Source organism: Nostoc edaphicum CCNP1411 (assembly GCF_014023275.1).
In the GTDB taxonomy this organism is placed as follows: domain Bacteria; phylum Cyanobacteriota; class Cyanobacteriia; order Cyanobacteriales; family Nostocaceae; genus Nostoc; species Nostoc edaphicum_A.
In genome coordinates, this window is record NZ_CP054698.1 from 3,270,594 (window position 1) to 3,291,214 (window position 20,621).

18 protein-coding genes and 7 tRNA genes are annotated in these 20,621 nt (G+C 43.9%); 5 read left to right on the top strand and 20 right to left on the bottom strand.

The window, feature by feature from the left end; all coding sequences use genetic code 11:
• Positions 1-165: 165 nt before the first annotated feature.
• Genes HUN01_RS16170 through HUN01_RS16185 form a run of 4 tightly spaced genes read right to left on the bottom strand, consistent with a single transcriptional unit; the run spans position 166 to position 2,534 of the window.
• On the bottom strand, positions 166-1,296 hold the full coding sequence (locus HUN01_RS16170; RefSeq protein WP_181932124.1) for an ABC transporter ATP-binding protein: 1,131 nt from the start codon (positions 1,294-1,296) through the stop codon (positions 166-168).
• A 51-nt stretch (positions 1,297-1,347) separates the two neighbouring features.
• Entirely contained in the window at positions 1,348-1,596 is a 249-nt protein-coding gene (locus HUN01_RS16175; RefSeq protein WP_181932125.1) for a hypothetical protein, read from the bottom strand.
• 10 nt (positions 1,597-1,606) lie between these two features.
• Positions 1,607-1,777, bottom strand: a complete 171-nt coding sequence (locus HUN01_RS16180; RefSeq protein WP_181932126.1) for a type II toxin-antitoxin system HicB family antitoxin — start codon at positions 1,775-1,777, stop codon at positions 1,607-1,609.
• Between the two features lie 28 nt (positions 1,778-1,805).
• The gene (locus tag HUN01_RS16185; RefSeq protein WP_181932127.1) at positions 1,806-2,534 is read right to left on the bottom strand and encodes a GUN4 domain-containing protein; all 729 of its coding nucleotides are present in this window, start codon (positions 2,532-2,534) and stop codon (positions 1,806-1,808) included.
• Positions 2,535-2,808: 274 nt separating this feature from the next.
• Here HUN01_RS16185 and HUN01_RS16190 point away from each other — a divergent pair, with 274 nt between their 5' ends.
• Positions 2,809-4,230 (top strand): NADP-dependent isocitrate dehydrogenase, encoded by a 1,422-nt coding sequence (locus HUN01_RS16190; protein WP_181932128.1) that lies wholly within the window; start codon positions 2,809-2,811, stop codon positions 4,228-4,230.
• Here HUN01_RS16190 and HUN01_RS16195 read toward each other — a convergent pair.
• A complete protein-coding gene (locus HUN01_RS16195; protein ID WP_181932129.1) occupies positions 4,227-4,448 on the bottom strand; it encodes a hypothetical protein in 222 nt (73 codons plus the stop codon). The genes HUN01_RS16190 and HUN01_RS16195 overlap by 4 nt on opposite strands.
• 157 nt (positions 4,449-4,605) lie before the next feature.
• Here HUN01_RS16195 and fba point away from each other — a divergent pair, with 157 nt between their 5' ends.
• Positions 4,606-5,685, top strand: a complete 1,080-nt coding sequence (gene fba, locus HUN01_RS16200) for a class II fructose-bisphosphate aldolase (protein WP_094348068.1) — start codon at positions 4,606-4,608, stop codon at positions 5,683-5,685.
• Positions 5,686-5,903: 218 nt separating this feature from the next.
• Here fba and HUN01_RS16205 read toward each other — a convergent pair whose 3' ends face one another.
• Together HUN01_RS16205 and trxA are read right to left on the bottom strand one after the other, a co-directional pair.
• Positions 5,904-6,716, bottom strand: a complete 813-nt coding sequence (locus HUN01_RS16205) for a carbon-nitrogen hydrolase family protein (protein WP_181932130.1) — start codon at positions 6,714-6,716, stop codon at positions 5,904-5,906.
• Positions 6,717-7,320: 604 nt separating this feature from the next.
• Positions 7,321-7,644, bottom strand: a complete 324-nt coding sequence (trxA, locus tag HUN01_RS16210; RefSeq protein WP_181932131.1) for a thioredoxin — start codon at positions 7,642-7,644, stop codon at positions 7,321-7,323.
• A gap of 724 nt (positions 7,645-8,368) precedes the next feature.
• Between trxA and ctpC the strand changes: the two genes are divergently transcribed.
• A complete protein-coding gene (gene ctpC, locus HUN01_RS16215; protein ID WP_181932132.1) occupies positions 8,369-9,652 on the top strand; it encodes a carboxyl-terminal processing protease CtpC in 1,284 nt (427 codons plus the stop codon).
• A 92-nt stretch (positions 9,653-9,744) separates the two neighbouring features.
• Here the strand turns inward: ctpC and HUN01_RS16220 are convergent, their stop codons facing one another.
• The 3 genes from HUN01_RS16220 to HUN01_RS16230 all read right to left on the bottom strand — a co-directional run bounded on the left by HUN01_RS16220 (position 9,745) and on the right by HUN01_RS16230 (position 12,272).
• Positions 9,745-9,930, bottom strand: coding sequence for a transposase (locus HUN01_RS16220; RefSeq protein WP_181932133.1), 186 nt, complete (start codon positions 9,928-9,930; stop codon positions 9,745-9,747).
• An 81-nt stretch (positions 9,931-10,011) separates the two neighbouring features.
• Positions 10,012-11,739, bottom strand: coding sequence for a succinate dehydrogenase/fumarate reductase flavoprotein subunit (locus HUN01_RS16225; RefSeq protein ID WP_181932134.1), 1,728 nt, complete (start codon positions 11,737-11,739; stop codon positions 10,012-10,014).
• A gap of 215 nt (positions 11,740-11,954) precedes the next feature.
• Positions 11,955-12,272 (bottom strand): hypothetical protein, encoded by a 318-nt coding sequence (locus tag HUN01_RS16230; protein WP_069070853.1) that lies wholly within the window; start codon positions 12,270-12,272, stop codon positions 11,955-11,957.
• Positions 12,273-12,805: 533 nt separating this feature from the next.
• Between HUN01_RS16230 and HUN01_RS16235 the strand changes: the two genes are divergently transcribed.
• Positions 12,806-13,648, top strand: coding sequence for a hypothetical protein (locus tag HUN01_RS16235; protein WP_181932135.1), 843 nt, complete (start codon positions 12,806-12,808; stop codon positions 13,646-13,648).
• 70 nt (positions 13,649-13,718) lie between these two features.
• Here the strand turns inward: HUN01_RS16235 and HUN01_RS16240 are convergent, their stop codons facing one another.
• From HUN01_RS16240 to pds, 4 genes are all read right to left on the bottom strand, one after another.
• Positions 13,719-15,041, bottom strand: coding sequence for an ABC transporter substrate-binding protein (locus HUN01_RS16240; protein WP_181932136.1), 1,323 nt, complete (start codon positions 15,039-15,041; stop codon positions 13,719-13,721).
• Between the two features lie 192 nt (positions 15,042-15,233).
• Positions 15,234-15,325, bottom strand: a tRNA-Ser gene (locus HUN01_RS16245).
• A 126-nt stretch (positions 15,326-15,451) separates the two neighbouring features.
• Positions 15,452-16,384 carry a 15-cis-phytoene synthase CrtB gene (gene crtB, locus HUN01_RS16250; RefSeq protein WP_069070856.1) on the bottom strand — a complete coding sequence of 311 codons (933 nt, stop codon included), beginning with the start codon at positions 16,382-16,384 and terminating at the stop codon, positions 15,452-15,454.
• Positions 16,368-17,807: a 15-cis-phytoene desaturase gene (gene pds / locus HUN01_RS16255; protein ID WP_181932137.1), complete on the bottom strand. Its 1,440-nt coding sequence runs from the start codon at positions 17,805-17,807 to the stop codon at positions 16,368-16,370. Before pds ends, crtB begins: the two co-directional genes overlap by 17 nt.
• A gap of 454 nt (positions 17,808-18,261) precedes the next feature.
• On the opposite strand from pds, the gene HUN01_RS16260 reads away from it, so the two are divergent.
• Entirely contained in the window at positions 18,262-19,350 is a 1,089-nt protein-coding gene (locus HUN01_RS16260; RefSeq protein ID WP_181932138.1) for a glycoside hydrolase family 3 N-terminal domain-containing protein, read from the top strand.
• Between the two features lie 101 nt (positions 19,351-19,451).
• Here HUN01_RS16260 and HUN01_RS16265 read toward each other — a convergent pair.
• From HUN01_RS16265 to HUN01_RS16290, 6 genes are all read right to left on the bottom strand, one after another.
• Positions 19,452-19,522 (bottom strand) — tRNA-Lys (locus HUN01_RS16265).
• 250 nt (positions 19,523-19,772) lie between these two features.
• Positions 19,773-19,846, bottom strand: a tRNA-His gene (locus HUN01_RS16270).
• 6 nt (positions 19,847-19,852) lie between these two features.
• Positions 19,853-19,926, bottom strand: a tRNA-Ala gene (locus tag HUN01_RS16275).
• An 84-nt stretch (positions 19,927-20,010) separates the two neighbouring features.
• Positions 20,011-20,084, bottom strand: a tRNA-Arg gene (locus HUN01_RS16280).
• A 6-nt stretch (positions 20,085-20,090) separates the two neighbouring features.
• Positions 20,091-20,166, bottom strand: a tRNA-Val gene (locus tag HUN01_RS16285).
• Between the two features lie 254 nt (positions 20,167-20,420).
• Positions 20,421-20,493, bottom strand: a tRNA-Leu gene (locus HUN01_RS16290).
• Between the last annotated feature and the right edge of the window lie 128 nt (positions 20,494-20,621).

A 20,621-nucleotide genomic window follows, 5' to 3' on the forward strand; every position in this document is an offset into this window, starting at 1 on the left:
ATTCTGGCTACAAAAAATTGAGAATTGATAATTATTTCTGTCAGTTTAAGAAACTATTTGTAAATTGAAGAAGAATTCAGAAGTCCGAATCAAGGAGTGGGGATTCCAACCCGCCACTTCTTGAAGATAGCTAATTAATTTAATTGAATTACTTTAAAACTACAGTCAATTATGAGGTAAAATTTTGTCTCCAGTTTTGGGATCAAACACAAACAATTGATTCAAATCTAGTTGTAGAGAAAGGCGATCGCCTGGACGTGGACGCACATCCCCGCCTACCTGAATATTTAACACCACCGCCGAACCAGGTAAACCAGCACGAATCAATGTTTCCCTTCCCAGAGGTTCCACCAGTTTAACTTCAACCGATAACAGTCCTGAATTTTGAGTCCTGTTAGCGGTAGCGGGGCGTTCAGCCCCTTCTGCGTCCGTGTTAATTTTTATATGCTCTGGACGAATCCCCAAATCAAAACTGTGTCCCTGACGCAAATGTAATTTTTCTTTCACATCTGCTGGAATTTCTAATAATTGTCCACTCACATCAAAACCGTTATTTTCATAGATTGCAGGCAAAATATTCATTGGTGGATTGCCTAAAAAACTTGCCACCATCTGATTAGCAGGACTTGCATAAATAGTTTGGGGATCGCCGATTTGTTGAATTCGCCCTCGATTTAGCACGACGATTTTATCAGCCAAAGTCATCGCTTCAACTTGATCGTGGGTGACGTAAATAGTTGTAATGCCTAATTCTTGATGTAGCTGTTTCAATTCTGCCCTGGTATCATCGCGCAATTGGGCATCTAAATTAGATAAAGGTTCATCAAGTAAAAACACTTGTGGTTCACGAGCGATCGCTCTCCCTAATGCTACTCGTTGTTGCTGTCCCCCAGAAAGTTGTTTGGGCTTGCGATCCAGCAGGTGATCCAGAGAAAGCGATCGCGCCACATTCATCACTCGTTCTTGAATGATTTTTCGGTCAACCTTCCGCATTTGCAAGCCAAAAGCGATGTTCTCCGCCACACTCATGTGAGGATAGAGAGCGTAGTTTTGGAACACCATTGCTACATCGCGTTGTCTGGCTGGGATATTGTTCACCAAGCGATCGCCAATAAAGAGTTTGCCAGATGTGGCACTTTCTAAACCAGCGATCGTTCGCAAAATTGTAGACTTACCACAACCCGATGGCCCAACTAAAACCCAAAATTCGCCATCAGGAATTTCAAAGGTAATATCCTCAATAGCCGTGACGTTATTGAATCTACGCTTAATATCTTCTAGACGAACATTTGCCATTATCTAATTTGATATTTTCAGTTTGGGATCTGCGGCACTTCCAACTAAGCACTAGGAGGTTTTATCCGCACCCTCCGAGGAACTGTGAGGCTGCTTTGCAAGTGCAGAAACTTGGTTGTTCTGCACAACTTTAATCAGAAATCTTAGAGCTTCATCGACAGCATCGGCATTAGGAAAAACCTCTGCAACATCAGGTTCTAAAAGAATTGTTGTCTTACCAAAGCTCTTTCGTTCAGGGCCGAACTTTCTGACCCTTAGACTCTTTAAGTCATACTCTGATTGCAGACTACAGTATGCCATTTTTGACTTTTCAGATATTCTCTAAACAAAGTTCAATTACTTCTTTCATATTAGCCATCAACTCATCAATTGTTTCTCCCTGACTGTAACAAGCTTTTAGCTGAGGGACTTCTCCAACATAGTAGCCATCTTCATCCCGTTCAATGATGACGTAGAATTTTCTGTTGGTGTTATTGATCATAATGTCTTTGTACGTAAGCTCAAAATCATTATTTTTCTGGATTCTTCGACCAAGCTGGGTGAGAGAGTAAAGAAGCGAAGACTCGTACCCCTCGAAGTTGATTAGAAAGGGGTAAATGACCTCTAGGCGCACTCAAATCCCAGGTAAACTCGTTAGGGTATCGTGTCCACGTATTACCTGCTTTCCAGCCAATTTTTGGCCAGAAATTCTCCCAGTTTTTACCCAAACTTAACCAGATTTCTCGCTGCACTGAAAAGCCAAATTTACCTTCGGAGTGGACTAACCAGAGGTTGTTAATGGTTTGCAAGTCAACAGCCGAGGTATTTTCTACCTCAGTAAAATACAACCATTTTCGTTGTACAGCTGTTGGCCCTGATAGTTCGCACATTTTTTCGATGGTGACGCGATCAGCTGCTTGGAAGTCTTGAACCGCAAGTAGCTGTTGCAAAGAATTGTAGTTAATCCCGCACTCTGATTTTAGAGGTACAATTCCCTCAGGAAAAGAGGAGCGCAGAAATTCTTTGGCTTGAGGTGCATCAGAGTTGTAGAGGACTTGGTAAGCTTTGCCATCAATCCAATTCGCTGGGTTCTCACGTCGTTTCAGTAAAAATTCCATCAACACGTCTAATCCCTCATTACCCAACTCAGCTAATTGTGGGATTATCTGCTGTTGGACTTTTTCAGACCCAGCGATTAACGGTCGTCGGAGGGAGTCGATGTCATTTGCAGGGCCTGATAAAATCATTGGGTCTGTCATGCCATTCTCGTTTTAGCGGTCAGTGAAAGAGCGGTAAGCTATTGGGCTTCTCCAAGGTGAAGCACTGATAGCGAAAAGTAGTTTACTATTTTTGATCGTACAAAATTGCGATCGCTTCACTGAATCCCACACTTAATCCCCAAATAATGTACAAGGGGAATAGGGGGAAAATCTGCGCCTTATGGCTTGGTGAACACAAGACACAGCAAAATATACAAGCCTGCCACATAAGGTTTTTTTGAATAGCAGCGTATCGATTAGGAGTGTGTGAACAATGTACGAAAAGATTACCCCCCCCGCAGCCGGAGCAAAAATCACCTTCAAAAATGGTGAACCAGTAGTACCAGACAATCCAATTATCCCCTTTATTCGCGGCGATGGTACAGGTATAGACATCTGGCCTGCTACCCAAAAAGTGCTAGATGCTGCGGTAGCCAAAGCATATAAGGGTCAGCGTCAAATTAGTTGGTTCAAGGTTTACGCTGGGGATGAAGCTTGTGATTTATACGGTACTTACCAGTATTTACCCCAAGACACTCTGACGGCAATTGAAGAGTATGGTGTAGCTATTAAAGGGCCTTTGACTACTCCCATTGGTGGCGGTATTCGTTCTTTAAATGTGGCGCTGCGGCAAATTTTTGACTTGTATGCCTGCGTGCGTCCTTGCCGTTACTATGCGGGTACGCCCTCACCCCACAAAAATCCCGAAAAGCTGGATGTAATTGTTTATCGAGAGAATACGGAAGATATTTATTTAGGCATTGAGTGGCGACAAGGTAGCGAAATCGGCGATCGCTTAATTAAAATTCTCAATGAAGAACTAATCCCCGCCACCCCAGAACATGGGAAAAAACGCATTCCTCTTGATTCTGGTATTGGCATCAAACCCATCAGCAAAACTGGTTCCCAGCGTCTAGTTAGACGTGCCATCAAACACGCTTTGTTATTGCCCAAAAACAAGCAACAAGTGACTTTGGTGCATAAGGGCAACATCATGAAGTACACCGAAGGGGCTTTCCGCGATTGGGGTTATGAACTAGCAACTAGTGAATTTCGCCAAGAAACTGTTACTGAACAAGAATCTTGGATTTTGAGTAACAAAGAAAAAAATCCGAATATTTCCTTGGAAGAAAACGCCCGCCAGATTGAGCCTGGGTTTGATAATCTTACCCCAGACAAGAAAGCGCAAGTTGTCAAGGAAGTTGAAACTGTTCTTAACTCAATTTGGGCAACCCACGGCGATGGCAAATGGAAAGAGAAAGTTTTGGTGAATGACCGGATTGCTGACAGTATTTTTCAACAAATCCAAACTAGACCGGATGAGTATTCGATTCTGGCGACGATGAACTTGAACGGCGATTACTTGTCTGATGCCGCCGCCGCCATTGTTGGCGGATTAGGAATGGGGCCAGGGGCAAATATTGGCGATTCTAGTGCAATATTTGAGGCTACCCACGGCACCGCACCCAAACACGCAGGCTTAGATCGGATTAATCCTGGTTCAGTGATTTTGTCTGGTGTGATGATGCTGGAATTTCTGGGTTGGCAAGAAGCCGCAGACCTAGTTAAGAAAGGTTTAAGCGATGCGATCGCAAATAGTCAAGTCACCTACGATTTAGCCCGGTTGCTTGAACCGCCAGTTGAACCCTTAAAATGTTCTGAATTTGCCGACGCAATTATTCAACATTTTGGTTAAGTACACTGGTTGCTAGTTAACTGTTTTACAAACAGGCTGGCAATCTTCCGAACACGCAACATTTGTCCATAAATTAGCGCCTTTTGCGTGAGGCGATCGCTTCTTGATTTGGCAAAATAGTTAGGAGTGCGATCGCCTTTTTCAAAGCATTTGGGATACAAAGCTACCAAAGCCTCTTGTCTTGGGGTAGCGCACCGTACAACAGTATGAGTAAGCATAGGACATATTTATAGTAACTATGGCGTAAACTTTTTCAACATAGATACACGACACTAGTTATAATTTCCTATAAGTTGAAAAAACTCTTAAGATTTAGCGTAATTATTGCGCTTCTCTCAGACCGACTAGCTGACAACCACATTAGGAGGACTATCTATGGCGCTTGTACCACTGCGGCTGCTGTTGGATCACGCAGCTGAAAACGGTTACGGCATCCCAGCTTTCAACGTTAACAATTTGGAGCAGATTCAGGCAATCCTGAAGGCTGCTGTCGAGACAGATAGCCCCGTAATTTTGCAAGCTTCTCGTGGCGCTCGTGCTTATGCAGGAGAAAACTTTCTCCGCCACCTGATTTTGGCTGCGGTAGAAACCTATCCTCACATTCCCATTGTCATGCACCAAGATCATGGCAATGCTCCTGCTACCTGCTACTCAGCAATTAAGAACAACTTCACCAGCGTGATGATGGATGGTTCTTTAGAAGCTGATGCGAAAACACCCGCTAGCTTCGAGTACAACGTCAATGTTACCCGCGAAGTTGTAAATGTAGCTCATGCTTTGGGCGTCAGCGTTGAAGGTGAACTCGGTTGTTTGGGTTCTCTAGAAACTGGTGCTGGTGAAGCTGAAGATGGTCACGGGTTTGAGGGTACACTCGACCACTCACAACTTCTAACCGACCCCGATGAAGCTGTTGAATTTGTAGAAGCAACCCAAGTAGATGCTTTGGCTGTTGCCATCGGCACAAGCCACGGTGCTTACAAGTTTACCCGCAAGCCGACTGGTGAAATTTTGGCAATCAGCCGCATTGAAGAAATTCACCGCCGTTTGCCCAACACCCACTTGGTAATGCACGGTTCTTCTTCTGTACCTGAAGATTTGCTTGCACTGATTAACCAGTATGGTGGTGCAATTCCTGAAACCTACGGTGTACCTGTAGAAGAAATCCAAAAAGGTATTAAGAGTGGTGTACGTAAAGTAAACATCGACACCGACAACCGTTTGGCTATTACTGCTGCTGTACGTGAAGCTTTGGCTAAAAAACCAGAAGAATTTGACCCCCGTCACTTCCTCAAGCCTTCTATCACATATATGCAGAAGGTTTGTGCTGAACGCTATCAGCAATTTGGCACAGCTGGCAACGCTAGCAAGATTAAGCAAATTTCTTTGGAAGATTTTGCTGCTAAGTATGCTAAGGGTGAACTTAACGTTGTTACCAAAGCTGCTGCTAAAGTTTAATTTTGACAACTAAGTTAGGAGCATAGCAAAACTATGCCCCTAAAAAACTGAGAATTTTAATGTTGTCAGAAACCGGGTAAACACCCGGTTTTTTGTTGATCTATTAAGGATTAGGAATGGAGCATGGGGCATTGAAAAAAGACAGAGGGGCGGGGTACTGAGGAGAGGAATTTTCACCCTGCTCCCTGCTCCCTTGCTTCTTCCCCAATCCCCAATCCCTAAAACACCCGATGCTGTAAAGAGGGCATTTGACGGCGGACTTGTTCAAGCCTAGTAGGCTTGATTTCTGCGATCGCAATTCCCGGCTTTTCCCCAGCATCGGCTAAAATTACACCCCAAGGGTCAATAATAACGGCATGTCCGTGGGTTAGACGGCGGCTGTAGTTGTTACCTGTTTGGGCAGGAGCAATGACGTAGGCGGTATTTTCGATGGCTCTGGCTTGTAGTAGTACTTGCCAGTGGTCTTTGCCAGTAAAGGCGGTAAAAGCGGCGGGAATAAAGATAACATCAGCTCCCTTATCTGCCAGGTGACGATACAGTTCAGGGAAGCGGACATCATAACAAATAGAAAGTCCTAGATTACCGAGTTTTTCTGAGAAATAGACGGGGGGGAGTTGCGTACCAGCCACAACCGTGCTGGATTCACGGTAGGTGTTGCCGTCGGGGACATCAACATCAAATAGGTGTACTTTGTAGTAGCGGGCAAGTTCTTGACCGTTTTGGTCAATGAGTAGAGTTGTGTTATAAACTTTGCCTGTATTGTCTACGGGAAGTGGAAAGCTGCCGCCCAAGATCGTAATTTGAAAGCGTTGAGCCATTTTTTTGAGAAATTTTTCACTTTCAAGAGCGATCGCATCCCCTTGTGCGAGTTTATCTTTTTCTTCTCCCATATAGGAAAAGTTTTCTGGCAAACCCACCAATTCAGCACCTTGACGCACGGCAAGCTCTATTAATTCTTCTGCCTGTGCCAAATTTTTCTGTAAATCGGGCACACTGGTCAATTGAATAGCGGCGGCTAAATAAGACTTCATAGATTCAACAACGAACAGTTGATTTATGGAAGATAGATTATCAAAATATATCGCTACTTCAACATTTGTGGAACTTAATTAGAAATACATCAGCTAAGATTTTCTTCTAAGAGACTTGTTTTATTGTTGCTCTTAATCTTCCTCTGGGTTCTAACAAACTAAGCAAGATCGCAATTAGGTTGTGATCAAACCCTGATAAAAGCTGTCTGATATGAAAATTTCTGTATTTACATAGCAACTAATACCATTTTGAATTTTGGATTGGGAATCGCCTTGGCGCATCTGGCCTGGTGTGAATTATTCTGTTTTCAAATTGGTATAAATTTAGTTATTGAAAGCGACGGGAAATCCCATCCCCTTGTGGAGAGGGATAGTCGCCCCGTCGCTTGGACATTGGGCATTGCTAACATAACATCTTCCCCATGCCCCATTCCCTAATGAGTTGTTTTTGAGGTAGAAAATCCCTAAAGATATTATCAAACTGTATACAAATGTAAACAAGTTTGAAAAACGATAAATTACGCCTCTCAAACTTGTTTATAAAAATTAACCTCAAGTTAGAAGAAAATGGATAACTCAAAAGGATTTTATTGCCTATTGAGTTTCAAAGATACTTTTCGAGAGTGGAAGCTAATGTAGTTTTAGGCACGGCGCCAACCACCATATCGACTTTTTGTCCACCCTTAAAAATCATTAATGTAGGAATGCTGCGGATGCCGTACTGACTAGCAACATTAGGATTTTCATCAGTATTGACTTTTACGACCTTTATTTGACCTTTGTACTGTTCGGAGATTTCATCGACAACAGGAGCTACCATACGGCATGGTCCGCACCAGGGTGCCCAAAAGTCAACTAAAACGGGTACATCGCTGTCGAGTACTTCTTGCTTGAAACTAGAATCGGTAACTTGTGCGGCTGCTGACATGCCTAAAACCTTCGCCAATAATATCTGAGCTTGGTGAAAATTCTACCATAGCAAAAACCTCAGCTTGGGAGTGCGAGGATGTACATTTGCAAAGAAGCTCTAGAATTTATTTACAAACATAAGGAACCGCCCGAACAATAGTCCGGGCGGAGTGTGGTGTGAGGAGTGAACGGAAACATGCGTCTCCGCTATCTCTATTGTAGGCGACATATCGGATTTTTCCAGCAATTGTTTAGGGGGCTAGAAAATTTATTGAAGGATTAGGGAATGAGGAGTGGCATTCAAGAGTAGGTATTTAATCATCACGCAGTAGAGAGGGTGATTTGAGAGACATTCAGTTGTCGAGTGAAGCCTAATGGGAATATAGGCATAATATAGAAACACCAACACTCAACTTGCCACTAGCGATCACCATAGCACACAGATGTATTTCGGCAGATTTTGGCTGAATAATCTGGGTTTGATGCCCATAAAAACTGCCCTGTTTGCCATCTTTCAAGACATTAGATAAATATTTTACCTGCTTATCTTATGCCTTTCTTAAATACTTACCCTTAAAAGCCATTAACCATTCCCTAAAAATTTTGTATCTTTTAAATACCAAGTTCGCCGGATTGTCAAGTATTTTGTTTAAATTAGGAATACATGCTTGGTCTGTACAGTGGTAGCCTGTGTTAGATTGAGCATACTGACTATAAATTTTCCCTCTGACGCAACTGTCATTATGGTGATTACAAAAAGTAGGCTTGTTTTGGGTGCTACGGCAGTGACACTCTCCACGATCGCTGTTACTAGCCTTGGCATTCATTCGCGAGGTCAGGCTTTATTTAAAGCAAGTCCCAAAGAATTGGTAGATGAAGTTTGGCAAATTGTTCAGCGCCAATATGTAGACGGTACTTTTAATCAGGTAGATTGGCAGGCTGTTCGTAAGGAGTACTTGAGCAAGTCCTACAGTAATCCCCAGGAAGCGTATAAGTCCATTCGGGAAATGCTGAAAAAGCTAGAAGATCCATATACCCGGTTTATGGACCCACAGGAATTCAAGAATATGCAAGTGGATACCTCTGGGGAACTTACAGGGATTGGGATCACGATCAGTCAGGATGAAAAAACAAAGCAATTGGTTGTAATTGCGCCAATCGAAGATACGCCAGCTTTTAAAGCTGGTGTTTTGGCAAAAGATGTCATCCTCCAAATCGACGGCAAAAGCACCAAGGGAATGGATACTAATCAAGCAGTATCCTTGATTAGAGGTGAAGCAGGAACCCAAGTCAGCTTAACTATTCAGCGCAATGGTCAGACAAGAAAGTTTGACATCAAACGAGCGCGAATTGAAATCCATCCGGTTAAGTATTCTCAAAAGAAAACTCCAGCAGGGAATCTTGGTTATATTCGCTTAAACCAATTCAGCGCTGGTGCTAGTAAAGAAATGCAAAGCGCCATCAAAGATTTAGAAAGCAAACGGGTAGCTGGATATATCCTTGATCTGCGTGGTAATCCAGGCGGCTTACTTTACTCCAGTATAGATATTGCCCGAATGTGGCTGAATAAAGGCACAATTGTTTCTACCATTGACCGCAAAGGTGAACGAGAGCGAGAAGTAGCAAACGGACGTGCTTTGACAAATAAACCGTTGGTGATATTAGTGGATAAAGGTTCAGCCAGTGCCAGCGAAATCCTTTCAGGAGCGTTGCAGGACAACAAACGTGCAACTTTGGTGGGTACTCAAACCTTTGGTAAGGGATTAGTGCAATCAGTACGTCCACTAGAAGATGGCTCAGGATTAGCGGTGACAATTGCCAAATACCACACGCCCAATGATAGAGATATTAATAAGCATGGTATTGATCCAGATGTGAAGGTGGATTTGACCGATGCCCAGCGACAAGATTTGTGGCTCAACGAACGTGACAAACTTGCTACTTTAGCAGATCCTCAATTCGCTAAAGCAGTAGAAGTGATAGGTAAAAAAATTGCTGTTAAGAGCACAACCACAGCAGAAAAATGAAGAGGCAGGAATAAAGTTAGGAGGGAATAGTCAGGAGTTAGGAATAAAGACTGTCATTGTCAACTCATAACTTCTAACTCAAAACTCCTAACTTAAATTGGTTGGCACTTCCCGGCCCGAATAAGTCCGACACGCCGAGCGATCGCTTCTTCTTGTGAACTAAAAGGCCCCCACTCTTCTATAATTTCTAGATTATCGTCACCAACTTGTTCGCTGGGGATGATTTCACAGTTTCCACCAGAACGTTTGACAATATACCAAGTTTGTGGTTCGTTCATACTTTAAATCCAGCCATCCATATATAAAAATTAGAAAGTTATAGAAGGATGAAATTTTCTATTTCACCCTTTAGCTAAAATTTAATACCTCCGCTCTTTTGGCTCAAACATAGTAATTGCCACCGGTCGATATTGAATGTCAATTCCCACTGGTGAATAGTAAGCCATTGTATGTTTGAGGAAGTTTGTATCATCTCGCTGAGAATAGTCTTCGCGGAAATGAGCACCACGACTTTCTTGACGATTTAGAGCAGATGCCAAAATAGTCTGTCCCACTACCATCAAGCTTCGCAATTCCAAAGCTTCCACAAGTTCGGTATTCCAGCAACTACCTTTGTCATCTAAATAAATTTGCGGATATTGCTGTTGTATTTCTTCTAATTTGTGCAACCCTTCACTCATTAATGCCTCAGTGCGGAAAACACCGCAGAACTCAGTCATACAATCCTGAAAAGCTTCACGGACTTGGTTAATTCGATACTGTCCTGGTTGTTCTAGCAAAGCTTGAATTTGTTGCTGGGCTTCTGTTACATACCGTTGCTCATCTACAGACGGCAACTTACGTTTTTGTACAAATTTGGCGATCGCAGCCCCAGTCCGCTTACCATAAACCACACACTCCAGTAGTGAATTACTCCCCAGACGATTAGCACCATGTACAGAAACACAAGATGTTTCACCCGCAGCAAAGAAAGCATCAACTAAGCCATCACCACTACTACGAACTTGACCATCGGTGTTCACTGGGATACCACCCATACAATAGTGAATTGTCGGACGGACTGGCATCGGTTGAGTTACCGCGTCAACGCCTACTAGGCGGTGCGCTTCTTCCCAACAGAAGGGAACGCGACTCATAATTTTTTCTTTGCCCAGATGGCGCAGATCCAGATAGACAAAGGGGCCACCAGCACTGCCATCAAGATGAATACCACGTCCGGCGCGAATTTCGTAAGCGATCGCTCGTGAGGTAATATCACGAGGAGCCAGTTCCATGCGACTAGGTGCATAATTCGCCATAAAGCGATCGCCTTCACTATTAATTAGATACGCCCCTTCTCCACGTACCGCTTCTGAAATCAGCACCCCTACCGGATACAAGCCAGTGGGATGAAACTGGACAAATTCCATATCTTCCAGGGGCAAACCTGCGATCGCAGTCATCGCCAAACCATCACCCGAAGAAGCGTAATCATTAGAGGTAGTGTTATAAACGCGACCATAGCCCCCTGTAGCGAACATCACTGCCTTAGCCCGCACCACCTCAATACGTCCATCCAAAAGATGGAACATTACCACACCCTTCGCCTCATTTTCTTCCAAAATGAGACGCATCACGTACCACTCTTCATAAACTTGCACCCCATAACGCCGCAAATTATTAACCAATTCGTGCAAAATCGCGTGACCAGTTTTGTCAGCGGCGTAGCAAGTGCGATTGTGGGAATGTCCGCCAAAAGCCCGTTGGGCAATGCGCCCATCGGATAAGCGAGAGAACAAAACCCCCATGTGTTCCAAGTCAATCACCACACCCGGCGCTTCTTGGGTGAGAATTGCTACAGCATCTTGGTCTGCCAAGTAATCAGAACCCTTGACAGTATCAAAAGCGTGTGCTTCCCAACTATCTTCTGAATCAACATTTTTCAGTGACGCAGCCATACCACCTTGAGCCGCAACTGAATGGGAACGAATTGGATGGGTTTTAGCAACCACAGCAATATTTAAACTAGGATCAGTGCGGGCAATTTCCACAGCAGCGCGACACCCTGCCAATCCACCACCAACAATAATCACATCATGTTCAAGCATATTTAGCCCCCGACTGCAAACCACTGCTGTTCTATTGTAGAGATGTGATTAATCAGGTAGTGCGTTGCAACAGCGGCATCTCTACAAAAAAAATTCCCTGCCTATAGACAGGGACATTATGACAAATATGTGAAATTAGGAGTGAAAAGTTAAAAATGAAGAGTTATGAGACAGATAAAGTAACTCATAACTGATAACTGATAACTCCTAACTCTTTAGCTAGTTGCTTGTACAGGTTGTTGCTGAGACACATTACCTGGCATGGGTTCCATTTTGGTTCCCGGGCCTACAGGAGTGACTTCAATATGATTTAACAAGGTAGTGACAAACGCAAACAACAAGAAAGGTAGCGATAGCAGAACGACAAGACCCGCCGTTGCTAAAGCGTACACAGGTCGCTTGGCACCCATCAACGCCAAAGCTGATGCCAAACTTAGAGTAATCGTAATTAACCAAACAATTATTTGGCCGTAGATATCACCAAAAGTCAGGGTACAGACAAACCGATACTTTTGAATATTATTTTCGCTCATCATATTGGCCTCAAGTCTCTCCTAATAGGTTCTACGTTAGAACTATGTTTGCCTTGTGGACAATTTCTAAATATTTTTGCAAGCTTTGTAATATCACTTCACAATCAAGCTGCTAAAAGGCGACAAGGCAGCTATGCTGAAAAAACTTCTCCCCTTCTCTGCGAATATGGGAAAGGTCGCAATCCTGATGACCTCTTCAACAAATACTCTCTTTATCTTTCAGCCAAGACAGATTTTGTCATCTGCCAAATTCAGGATATTCACAATATATAGCAATCCTATTTAATTTTGTGAAAATTGCAACTCACATATCTCCGACTTGTAAAAGTTGTGAGGGATATTGTTTTTCAGGAATGATTCAGGATTGTTATAGTATTTAATTTTTTGCTAGTAAATATTAACTAGAGAAATCAAGTAAAGTGCAGGATGTAAAACCGATTTTTTGGTGTTAAATTTTGAGTATTGCCCGAATTTGTTGACTTCAATCAACAAAAACCTTTATTTTTCGTGGCAATATTGTTTTAGGAGTGAATGTGAATACTATTTTTCTTCGTAAAGGTGTTTTTTGGTTGCCGAGTATAGCTGCTCTTGCATTTCTGAGTAGCGGCTTATCTGCAACTGCTCAGACAGTGGACACGTTGAACACTCAGCCATTAACTGAGCCTTCCGCAACCGTAGCATCTCCCAACGAGTTTAGTGCAGAACTAGACACTACAAAGCAAAATCTCTCTACAGAAACAACTGAGCAATTTACAGTAACAAATTTAACTGAGGTACAGCAGTTACCCAACACTCCGATACAGGAAAACGCCAGTGTAACGTCTACACCCATTCCAGGCACAGTGGCAACCTCATCTGTAACACTGACATCTAAGTTTGTAGAATCGACTTCTCAAACTACTGCTCAACCATCTGATACCAGAGTGGCGCAATCGGATATTGATTTAGGTAGACGTACCCGTGGCGGCAGCAGCTATGTTGGCATCGCTGCTAACATTGGTTTGAGCGGTGGGGACTCATCTTTAGGCGACGGTAACTTCGCAATAGTCAGCAAAATCGGACTAACAAATTCTATATCTGTGCGACCCTCAGCTGTAATTGGGGACAATACTACAGTTCTACTCCCTATTACCTACGATTTTAATTTCCGGTCAGCAGATGCTTTTAGTGAGCCTTTACCTATTGCACCTTATGTAGGAGTGGGTGCAGCTTACAAAACTGGTGATGATTCGCAATTTGCCTTTTTAGTATCTGGTGGCATTGATGTGCCTTTAACTCCTCAATTCACAGCAACGGCCGCTGTGAATGCAGGATTTTTCAACCAAACTGATGTGGGCTTATTGTTAGGAGTTGGTTACAACTTCAGTGGGTTTTAAGAGTTAGGAGTTAGGAGTTAGGAGTAATTAAGATTAAATTCATAACTAATAACTCCTAACTCCTCACTTTCTACTTAGGGGTAACTTTGTCAATCACCTTGATTTGTCCGTCGTCTCCTACCGTCCAGACATCGTAAACACCGACCACATCACCATTAGCATCAACATCTACGTTGCCGCTGGCTCCTTGATAATTGATATCTTGACCCTGTTTAAGCAACTTCAGCCCCTCGCAGACATCGGTAACTTCTGTTCCAGGGGCATTAGCCACTTCACGGATTTTGCTAGCTACACCAACGCCTGTATTTTCCTTAGCAGCTTGTGCTGCCAACGTCAATAAGGCAGCCGCATCCCAAGCTTGAGGAGCGTATTCCCCTGGCGCACCACCCTTTTTATCCTTCCACAGTTTGTTGAAACTTTCTAGTGCTTTACCATCGGAACCTGGTACTGTACCGATCGCTCCAGTTAAAATATATTTACCATCACTACCTTTGCCAACTTGTTCTGGGAAAGTAGGTGATTTTACTCCATCTGTCAACAAAATCTGTACTCCCTTGGACACACCTTGCTGATAGGCGGCTTTTAGAAACAAACTACCGGTTTCCGCATAGAGTACAGCCAGTACTGCATCTGGCTTACCAGCAAATGCCGCCGCCGCTTCTGTATCAAATGTCTGGGCTTTCGGATCATAGCGGACAGGCTTATCTTTATTAACGATAGTTCCACCCAATTTTTCAAAAGTTTGCACAAATGCTTTTTCAAAGCCAACGCCATAGTCGTTATTAATCACGACTGTAGAAATTCGCTTGAAACCTTTTTTATTGGCAAGTTGGGCTAAAGCTAGTGCTTGGTAGGTATCGGGGGGAGCAGTACGTGCCCAAAAGCCTTTAAAGTCGCCTTTTTGAGCTTTTTCAGTAAAGACAGGACTGGTACTACCAGGGGAAACCAGCATCACTTTATTCGGCGTGGCAATGGAAACTGCTGCACTAGAAACGCTACTGGCAAAGGAACCAACTACACCAGCTACTTTATCTAAGGTTGCTAGTTTGGTCATACCAGCAGCACCAGCTTTGGGGTCGGTTTGGTCGTCTACTTGCACCAAGGTAACTGGTTCGCCATTCACTCCATCACAAGCGTTGACTGTATCAACGAGCAAAGGGACAGAACCTAGCATCTGCTGTCCTACAGAAGCCAAGTCGCCTGTTGTCGGTAGCAGGGAACCAATTTTTAGCCCTTTAGAACTGCTTGTGGTAGTTGAGTTTGCCGCTGGGGTTGCAGTACTTCCGCTGTTAGCTGTGCCATTGGGAGTACTACTATCGCCACAAGCCCCAACTAGGAACCCAGTTGCTAGGGTAGCGATACCGAAGGTTAAGGCGGCGCTAATTTTTCTCATAAATAACTTTAACTCCTCAGATATTTAGGAGTCTAAAATAAGATTCAAACTAGATTTATAAATTAGTTGTATCTTAATCAAGACTCCAAAGGATAAATCATATCATCCATCTTCAGGAGTAGAGGTATTTACCCCGACATTAGTACTTGTTTTTGTACACAGAATGTATACCGTGTATCACAGGCTGGAAAACGGAGAGGGAGGGATTCGAACCCTCGGTACGGAGTTGCCTGCCGTACAACAGATTAGCAATCTGCCGCTTTCGACCACTCAGCCACCTCTCCTGACTCACGAATATCAATGTTAGCAGGTTTGTTGGGAAGAGTCAATAGTCATTTGTCATTGGTCATTGGTCATTGGTTATTTACAAAACACTAAGGACTAAAGACTAGGGACAAATGACTAATTTTTTAAAGGACTTGCGATCGCATCCAAGCTACGGGCAAAGAGCGTAACTTTTGCCACTGGGGGACGTAGGCGCGTCGAGTGAAGGCATTATAATCGTTACGTTCAATTACGCTTAATATTCCACTGTAATGCATCAGAGCCGCCCACACAGGCCAACGACCATCAGAAGATAAGTGGGAAATTCCCTTTTCTGCTTTTTTATAAAACTGTCGTGCTCGATCAATTTGAAAGCGCATTAGGGAACGCCAGCGTTCATCCACTACACCCTCGAACAAGTCTTGTTCGGTGTAGTTGAATCTTGCTAAATCTTCTAGGGGAATATAGATCCTTCCCCTTCGGGCATCCTCGCCCACATCGCGCAAGATGTTGGTGAGTTGCTTGGCAATTCCTAAGGCAATTTCTTCTTCGATGGGAATATATAGCTGTTTTTCACGGTTCCAGGGAGCTATATTTCTGGTAGTATCCAACCCCATTACTGCTGTTGACATCAAGCCGACAGTGCCAGCAACACGGTAACAGTAGAGGTATAACTCCTCGAAGGTTTCATAACGACTGCGATATAAGTCCATGCGTTGACCGGCAATCATATCCCTAAAGGGTTGAATGTCCATCGGGAAACGTTGAATGGTATCTACCAAGGCTACATCGAAGTTGTCCAATGGGTGTCCAGCAAACATCGATTCGAGCTGCTGTTCCCATAGGTCTAGGGTTTCTGGCGTGGTGATAGCAGATGCGGGCCCATCCACCAGTTCATCTAAACGGCGACACCAAGCATAAATTGCCCAAATAGCAGGACGTTTTTCTTTGCTCAGGAGCAAAGTACTGAGGTAAAAAGTCGTGGAATACTTGGCTATGAGGTGACGACAAAGTTCGTAGGACTCGTCCAGAGAGACCAGCGTTTTCATGCGCGGTGGGGATTCAGGCAGTTGCAGCATTCGTTGCGGGCGGTCGGGTGAGCGTTTGCAGGTTTGAGGAATTTGCTACCGGGAGGGCCTCTGAAATCGCCTGCGCTGTCAGCTTACCAGAAAGTACGGCACCTTCCATACTGGCTAAATAGCGTTGCATGGTGTAATCCCCGCTGAGATAGAAGTTAGCAATGGGGGTTGTTTGCGAGGGACGGTACTGTTGACGACCAGGGGTCGCTTGGTAAACTGAACGGGGCGTTTTCACCACATGAGATTTCAGCAAAGTTGCTGGATTGTCTCCTCCAAAGTGGTCAGGGAAGAGTTTTTCTAACTCGGCGATAGTTGCAGCCACAATCTCCTCATCGGATTTGGCAATCCAATCTTTTGCCGGGGCTAGAACTAATTCCAGCATCGAGCGATCGGGGTTGGCGTATTCACGGCAGGTATTGCTCATATCAGCATAAACGCTTAGGAGGGGCGATCGCGAAAATAGCAAGTGATCAATTTGCGTAAGTTTACGATCAAACCATAGATGCACGTTAATTACAGGCACGCCTTCCAAGCCTTCTAGCTTTTGGAAAAACTCCATTTGCTTCCAAGGTGTTGGCAAGATGACCTTTAGAGGGTCAACTGGCATGGCAGATACATACAAATCCGCCGTGAAAACTTCATCTTCGTCCCCATTCAACCCCCTAATCAAGTATCCCTTCACAGTGCCATCGGCGTTTAGCAAAATCTCTTTCAAAGGGGCATTCAAGCGGACTTCTCCGCCGCGTTCGGTGATGTAATCTACTAGGGGCTGACACAACCGCTCTGTTGGCGAACCATCCAGAAAGGCCATTTTCGAGCCATTTTTTTCCTGGAGGAAACGATTGAGGGCAGTTAAAAGAATGGTTGCCGAAATTTCATCTGGGCCAATGAAATTCAGCGACTTGGCCATGGCAATAAAAACTTCTTTATTGACCCGTTCTGGAATGTTGTGTTTACGCAGCCAATCTGTCCAGGAATATTTGTCCATTTCTTCAACGTACTTTTGCCCCTGAATCATGACCGGCAATAACCCGATGCCAAAGCGGATTTTTTCTGGCCATGTCAGCATGTCGTTGTTTCGCAGAATTGCCACTATACCATTAATCGGTGCCGGCAAATCTGGAAAATCAAAGCGACTGTAAGTACCTGGTGCATCCGGCTGGTTGAAGATCATTGTGTGTTCTTTCCACTGCAACCGATCTTCAATATCCAGTTCTTTGAATAACTGCAACATGTTGGGATATGCCCCAAAAAAGATGTGCAGTCCTGTTTCGTACCAGTCTCCATCAGCATCTTTCCACGCGGCCACTTTACCGCCCAGAACGTCGCGACGTTCCAAGACAATGGGTGTGTGACCTGCGTCCGCAATATATTTCGCGCAGGAAAGTCCTGCTAGTCCCGCTCCCGCGATCGCTACTCGCATGTAACCCTACTGCTCTTCAATATTTCTTAACCGTTTTATCGTTCTCATTATACGTTGCAATCCGTTACATTTGGCAGTTATTGTGCGATCGCTTCCCCAAAAAACTTTTTGCAAAGGAAATTTTATCTACGCGCACCTGCCCAAGTAAATTGCCAATACCATTGTTGGTAATAGCTTTGCGGCGTGCATTTCATCTATATTTACATGATTAACATGCAGAAGATTTAGGGAAACAAAAGTATTTCCTTTGACTGAAAATAAGGTAATCCCAAATGTTGTCTTAAAGTAGTTGATTTCTTTGCTAATTCGTGTATTTGCTTTGAGGAAATGTCTGGGTATTGGTTAAAGACTGCTTTGAAAACTTTATTCTCCCCCTCAGGGTGTAGGATAAATGTTTATGTCCTCTAGGTTGAACAACCCAGTTGTTTACCTCACAACTTATAGGTAAAAGATTATGAGTGTATCGCAGGAGCTAAAGCGCTTTGGACATCACCTGATTCTAGGTATTTCTGGCACTACATTAAGCGATGACGATAAACGCGCACTCAATGAATTAAAACCGATTGGGGTGATCTTTTTCGCTAAGAATTTTTTGGATGGCACTCCATATCAGGTTTGGCTGGAAAGTTTCAAGGATTTGAACAGCCAAATACGAGAATATGCTGAACGTGACTCAATGTTCATGACTCTGGATCATGAAGGAGGTCGTGTAATTCGTACACCACCGCCAATTACCCGTTTTCCTCATGGGATGTTGTTGCGATCGCACGCTTATGAAGTAGCAAAAGCCACATCTGTAGAGTTAAAATCACTGGGCATCAATTTATCTTGGGCACCTATAGCAGATATTTTTTCCCATCCCGACAACCCCGTGATTGGGCCTCGCGCCTTTGGTAACACTCCCGAAACTGCTACTCAAGGTGCGCGTGACTACTACCTTGGACTTCGAGATTCAGGAATTTTGGGATGCGCTAAACACTTCCCTGGACATGGAGACACCAGCAAAGACTCTCATATTGAGCTACCAATACTGAATTTAACTCTAGAAGACCTGCGACTTCGAGAACTTATACCTTTCAGAGCTTTAATCGAAGTACAGATTCCTTTGATTATGACTGCTCATATCTTATTTCCCAGGATAGATGCTGAAGTGCCAGCAACCCTTTCCCAAGCTATTCTCAAAACCATACTCAGAGAAGAACTTGGCTTTAAGGGAGTTGTTGTATCTGACGACTTAGATATGAAAGCTATCTCAGAGATATTTATGAAAGCTGGTACTGTGGCGCAGTCATTTCATGCAGGCTGCGACCTGTTTATTGTTTCGCGTAATATTAATTCATCATCTATTGAAAGAACATATAAGATTGCTGAAGATTTCGTCAATTCCCTTACCAAGGGTAGCTTAGACGAATCAGTAGTGGAGGCAGCCAGAGAAAGAATTGAAAAACTACTGGCAGTAACACCGCAATATCCCATACATGCTTTGGATAAAGATATATTATTGCAACATGCTCAACTAGCGATCGCTAGTTGCTATTCATAACCCAATGTGCATTCAAATTGCATATTAGCAATTGCCAAAAGTCTAGCTAAAATTGCAATTCTTAATTTTTAATTCTTAATTTTAAATTTTTAATTGTTTAGTGGGTGGTATAGGGGTCGAACCTATTTCTGCGGGTTAAAAGCCCGCTGCACAGCCGGTATGCCAACCACCCTGGTGAGTTTAGATAAAGAAATGAGCAAGTGCGATCGTATACTTACATCGCAAACGTTGTTAACACGAACACTAGATATAAATCCACCGGGGAGGTACTGCCCCTCCTATTTCTGTGTTATCAGCACAGTGCCTCGCTTTTCGGCTTCAGGTGGAAAAAGAGGAAGATGAAGGAATCGAACCCCTACAGTTGCCCATACCCTGGTTTTCAAGACCAGTTGCCGTCCATTCAGCGGCATCTTCCATTCAAGGGTGTCTGACGGGACTTGAACCCGCTATTACTGGTTCCACAAACCAGCGCCTCTACCACTTTGGCTTCAGACACCATCAGTGGAATCAATGGGAATTGAACCCATAACCTCCTGCTTGCAAGGCAGGCGCTCTAGCCATTTGAGCTATGACCCCATTAAATTAAGTAAAAAGATCAAAGTAAAAACAAAAAGAAAGAGAAATATTAAATTCATTCTTTTGACTTTTGACTTGTTTAGGCGGGAGTGGTAGGACTTGAACCCACAACTTTCGAGGTAGAAGCTCGAAGCTCTATTCCATTGAGCTACACTCCCAATATTTGGTAGTCCTGGCAGGATTTGAACCTGCAACCTCTTGCTTGTAAGGCACTTGCTCTACCGTTGAAGCTACAGGACTAAGCAAGCGAGTGGAGGGACTTGTTCGCGTAGCGTTCTCGAAGAGTACACACGCACTGAGTATGGCGCACTCAGATGCTACCGATTACATCACACCCGCATCAAGCTGGTAACAGGAATTGAACCTGCAACCTACTGATTACAAGTCAGTTGCTCTGCCAATTGAGCTGGTGACGGGGGCAGGAATTGCACCTGCTGATGTGAGGCTTATGAGACTTCCAAGCCACTCTTGCTTCATCCCCGCATATTCACCAATACCCCTGACTGGATTTGAACCAGTAACCTCTTCGTTCTAAGCGAAGCGCCTCTTCCGTTGGGCTACAAGGGCAAAGTCTGAGTGGTAGGGATGAACCTACGACCTGGAGTTTCCAAAACTTCCGCGCTCCCACCTACGCCACACTCAGATATTTTGGTACTCCCGACAGGATTTGAACCTACAAAAAACTAGATCCTCGG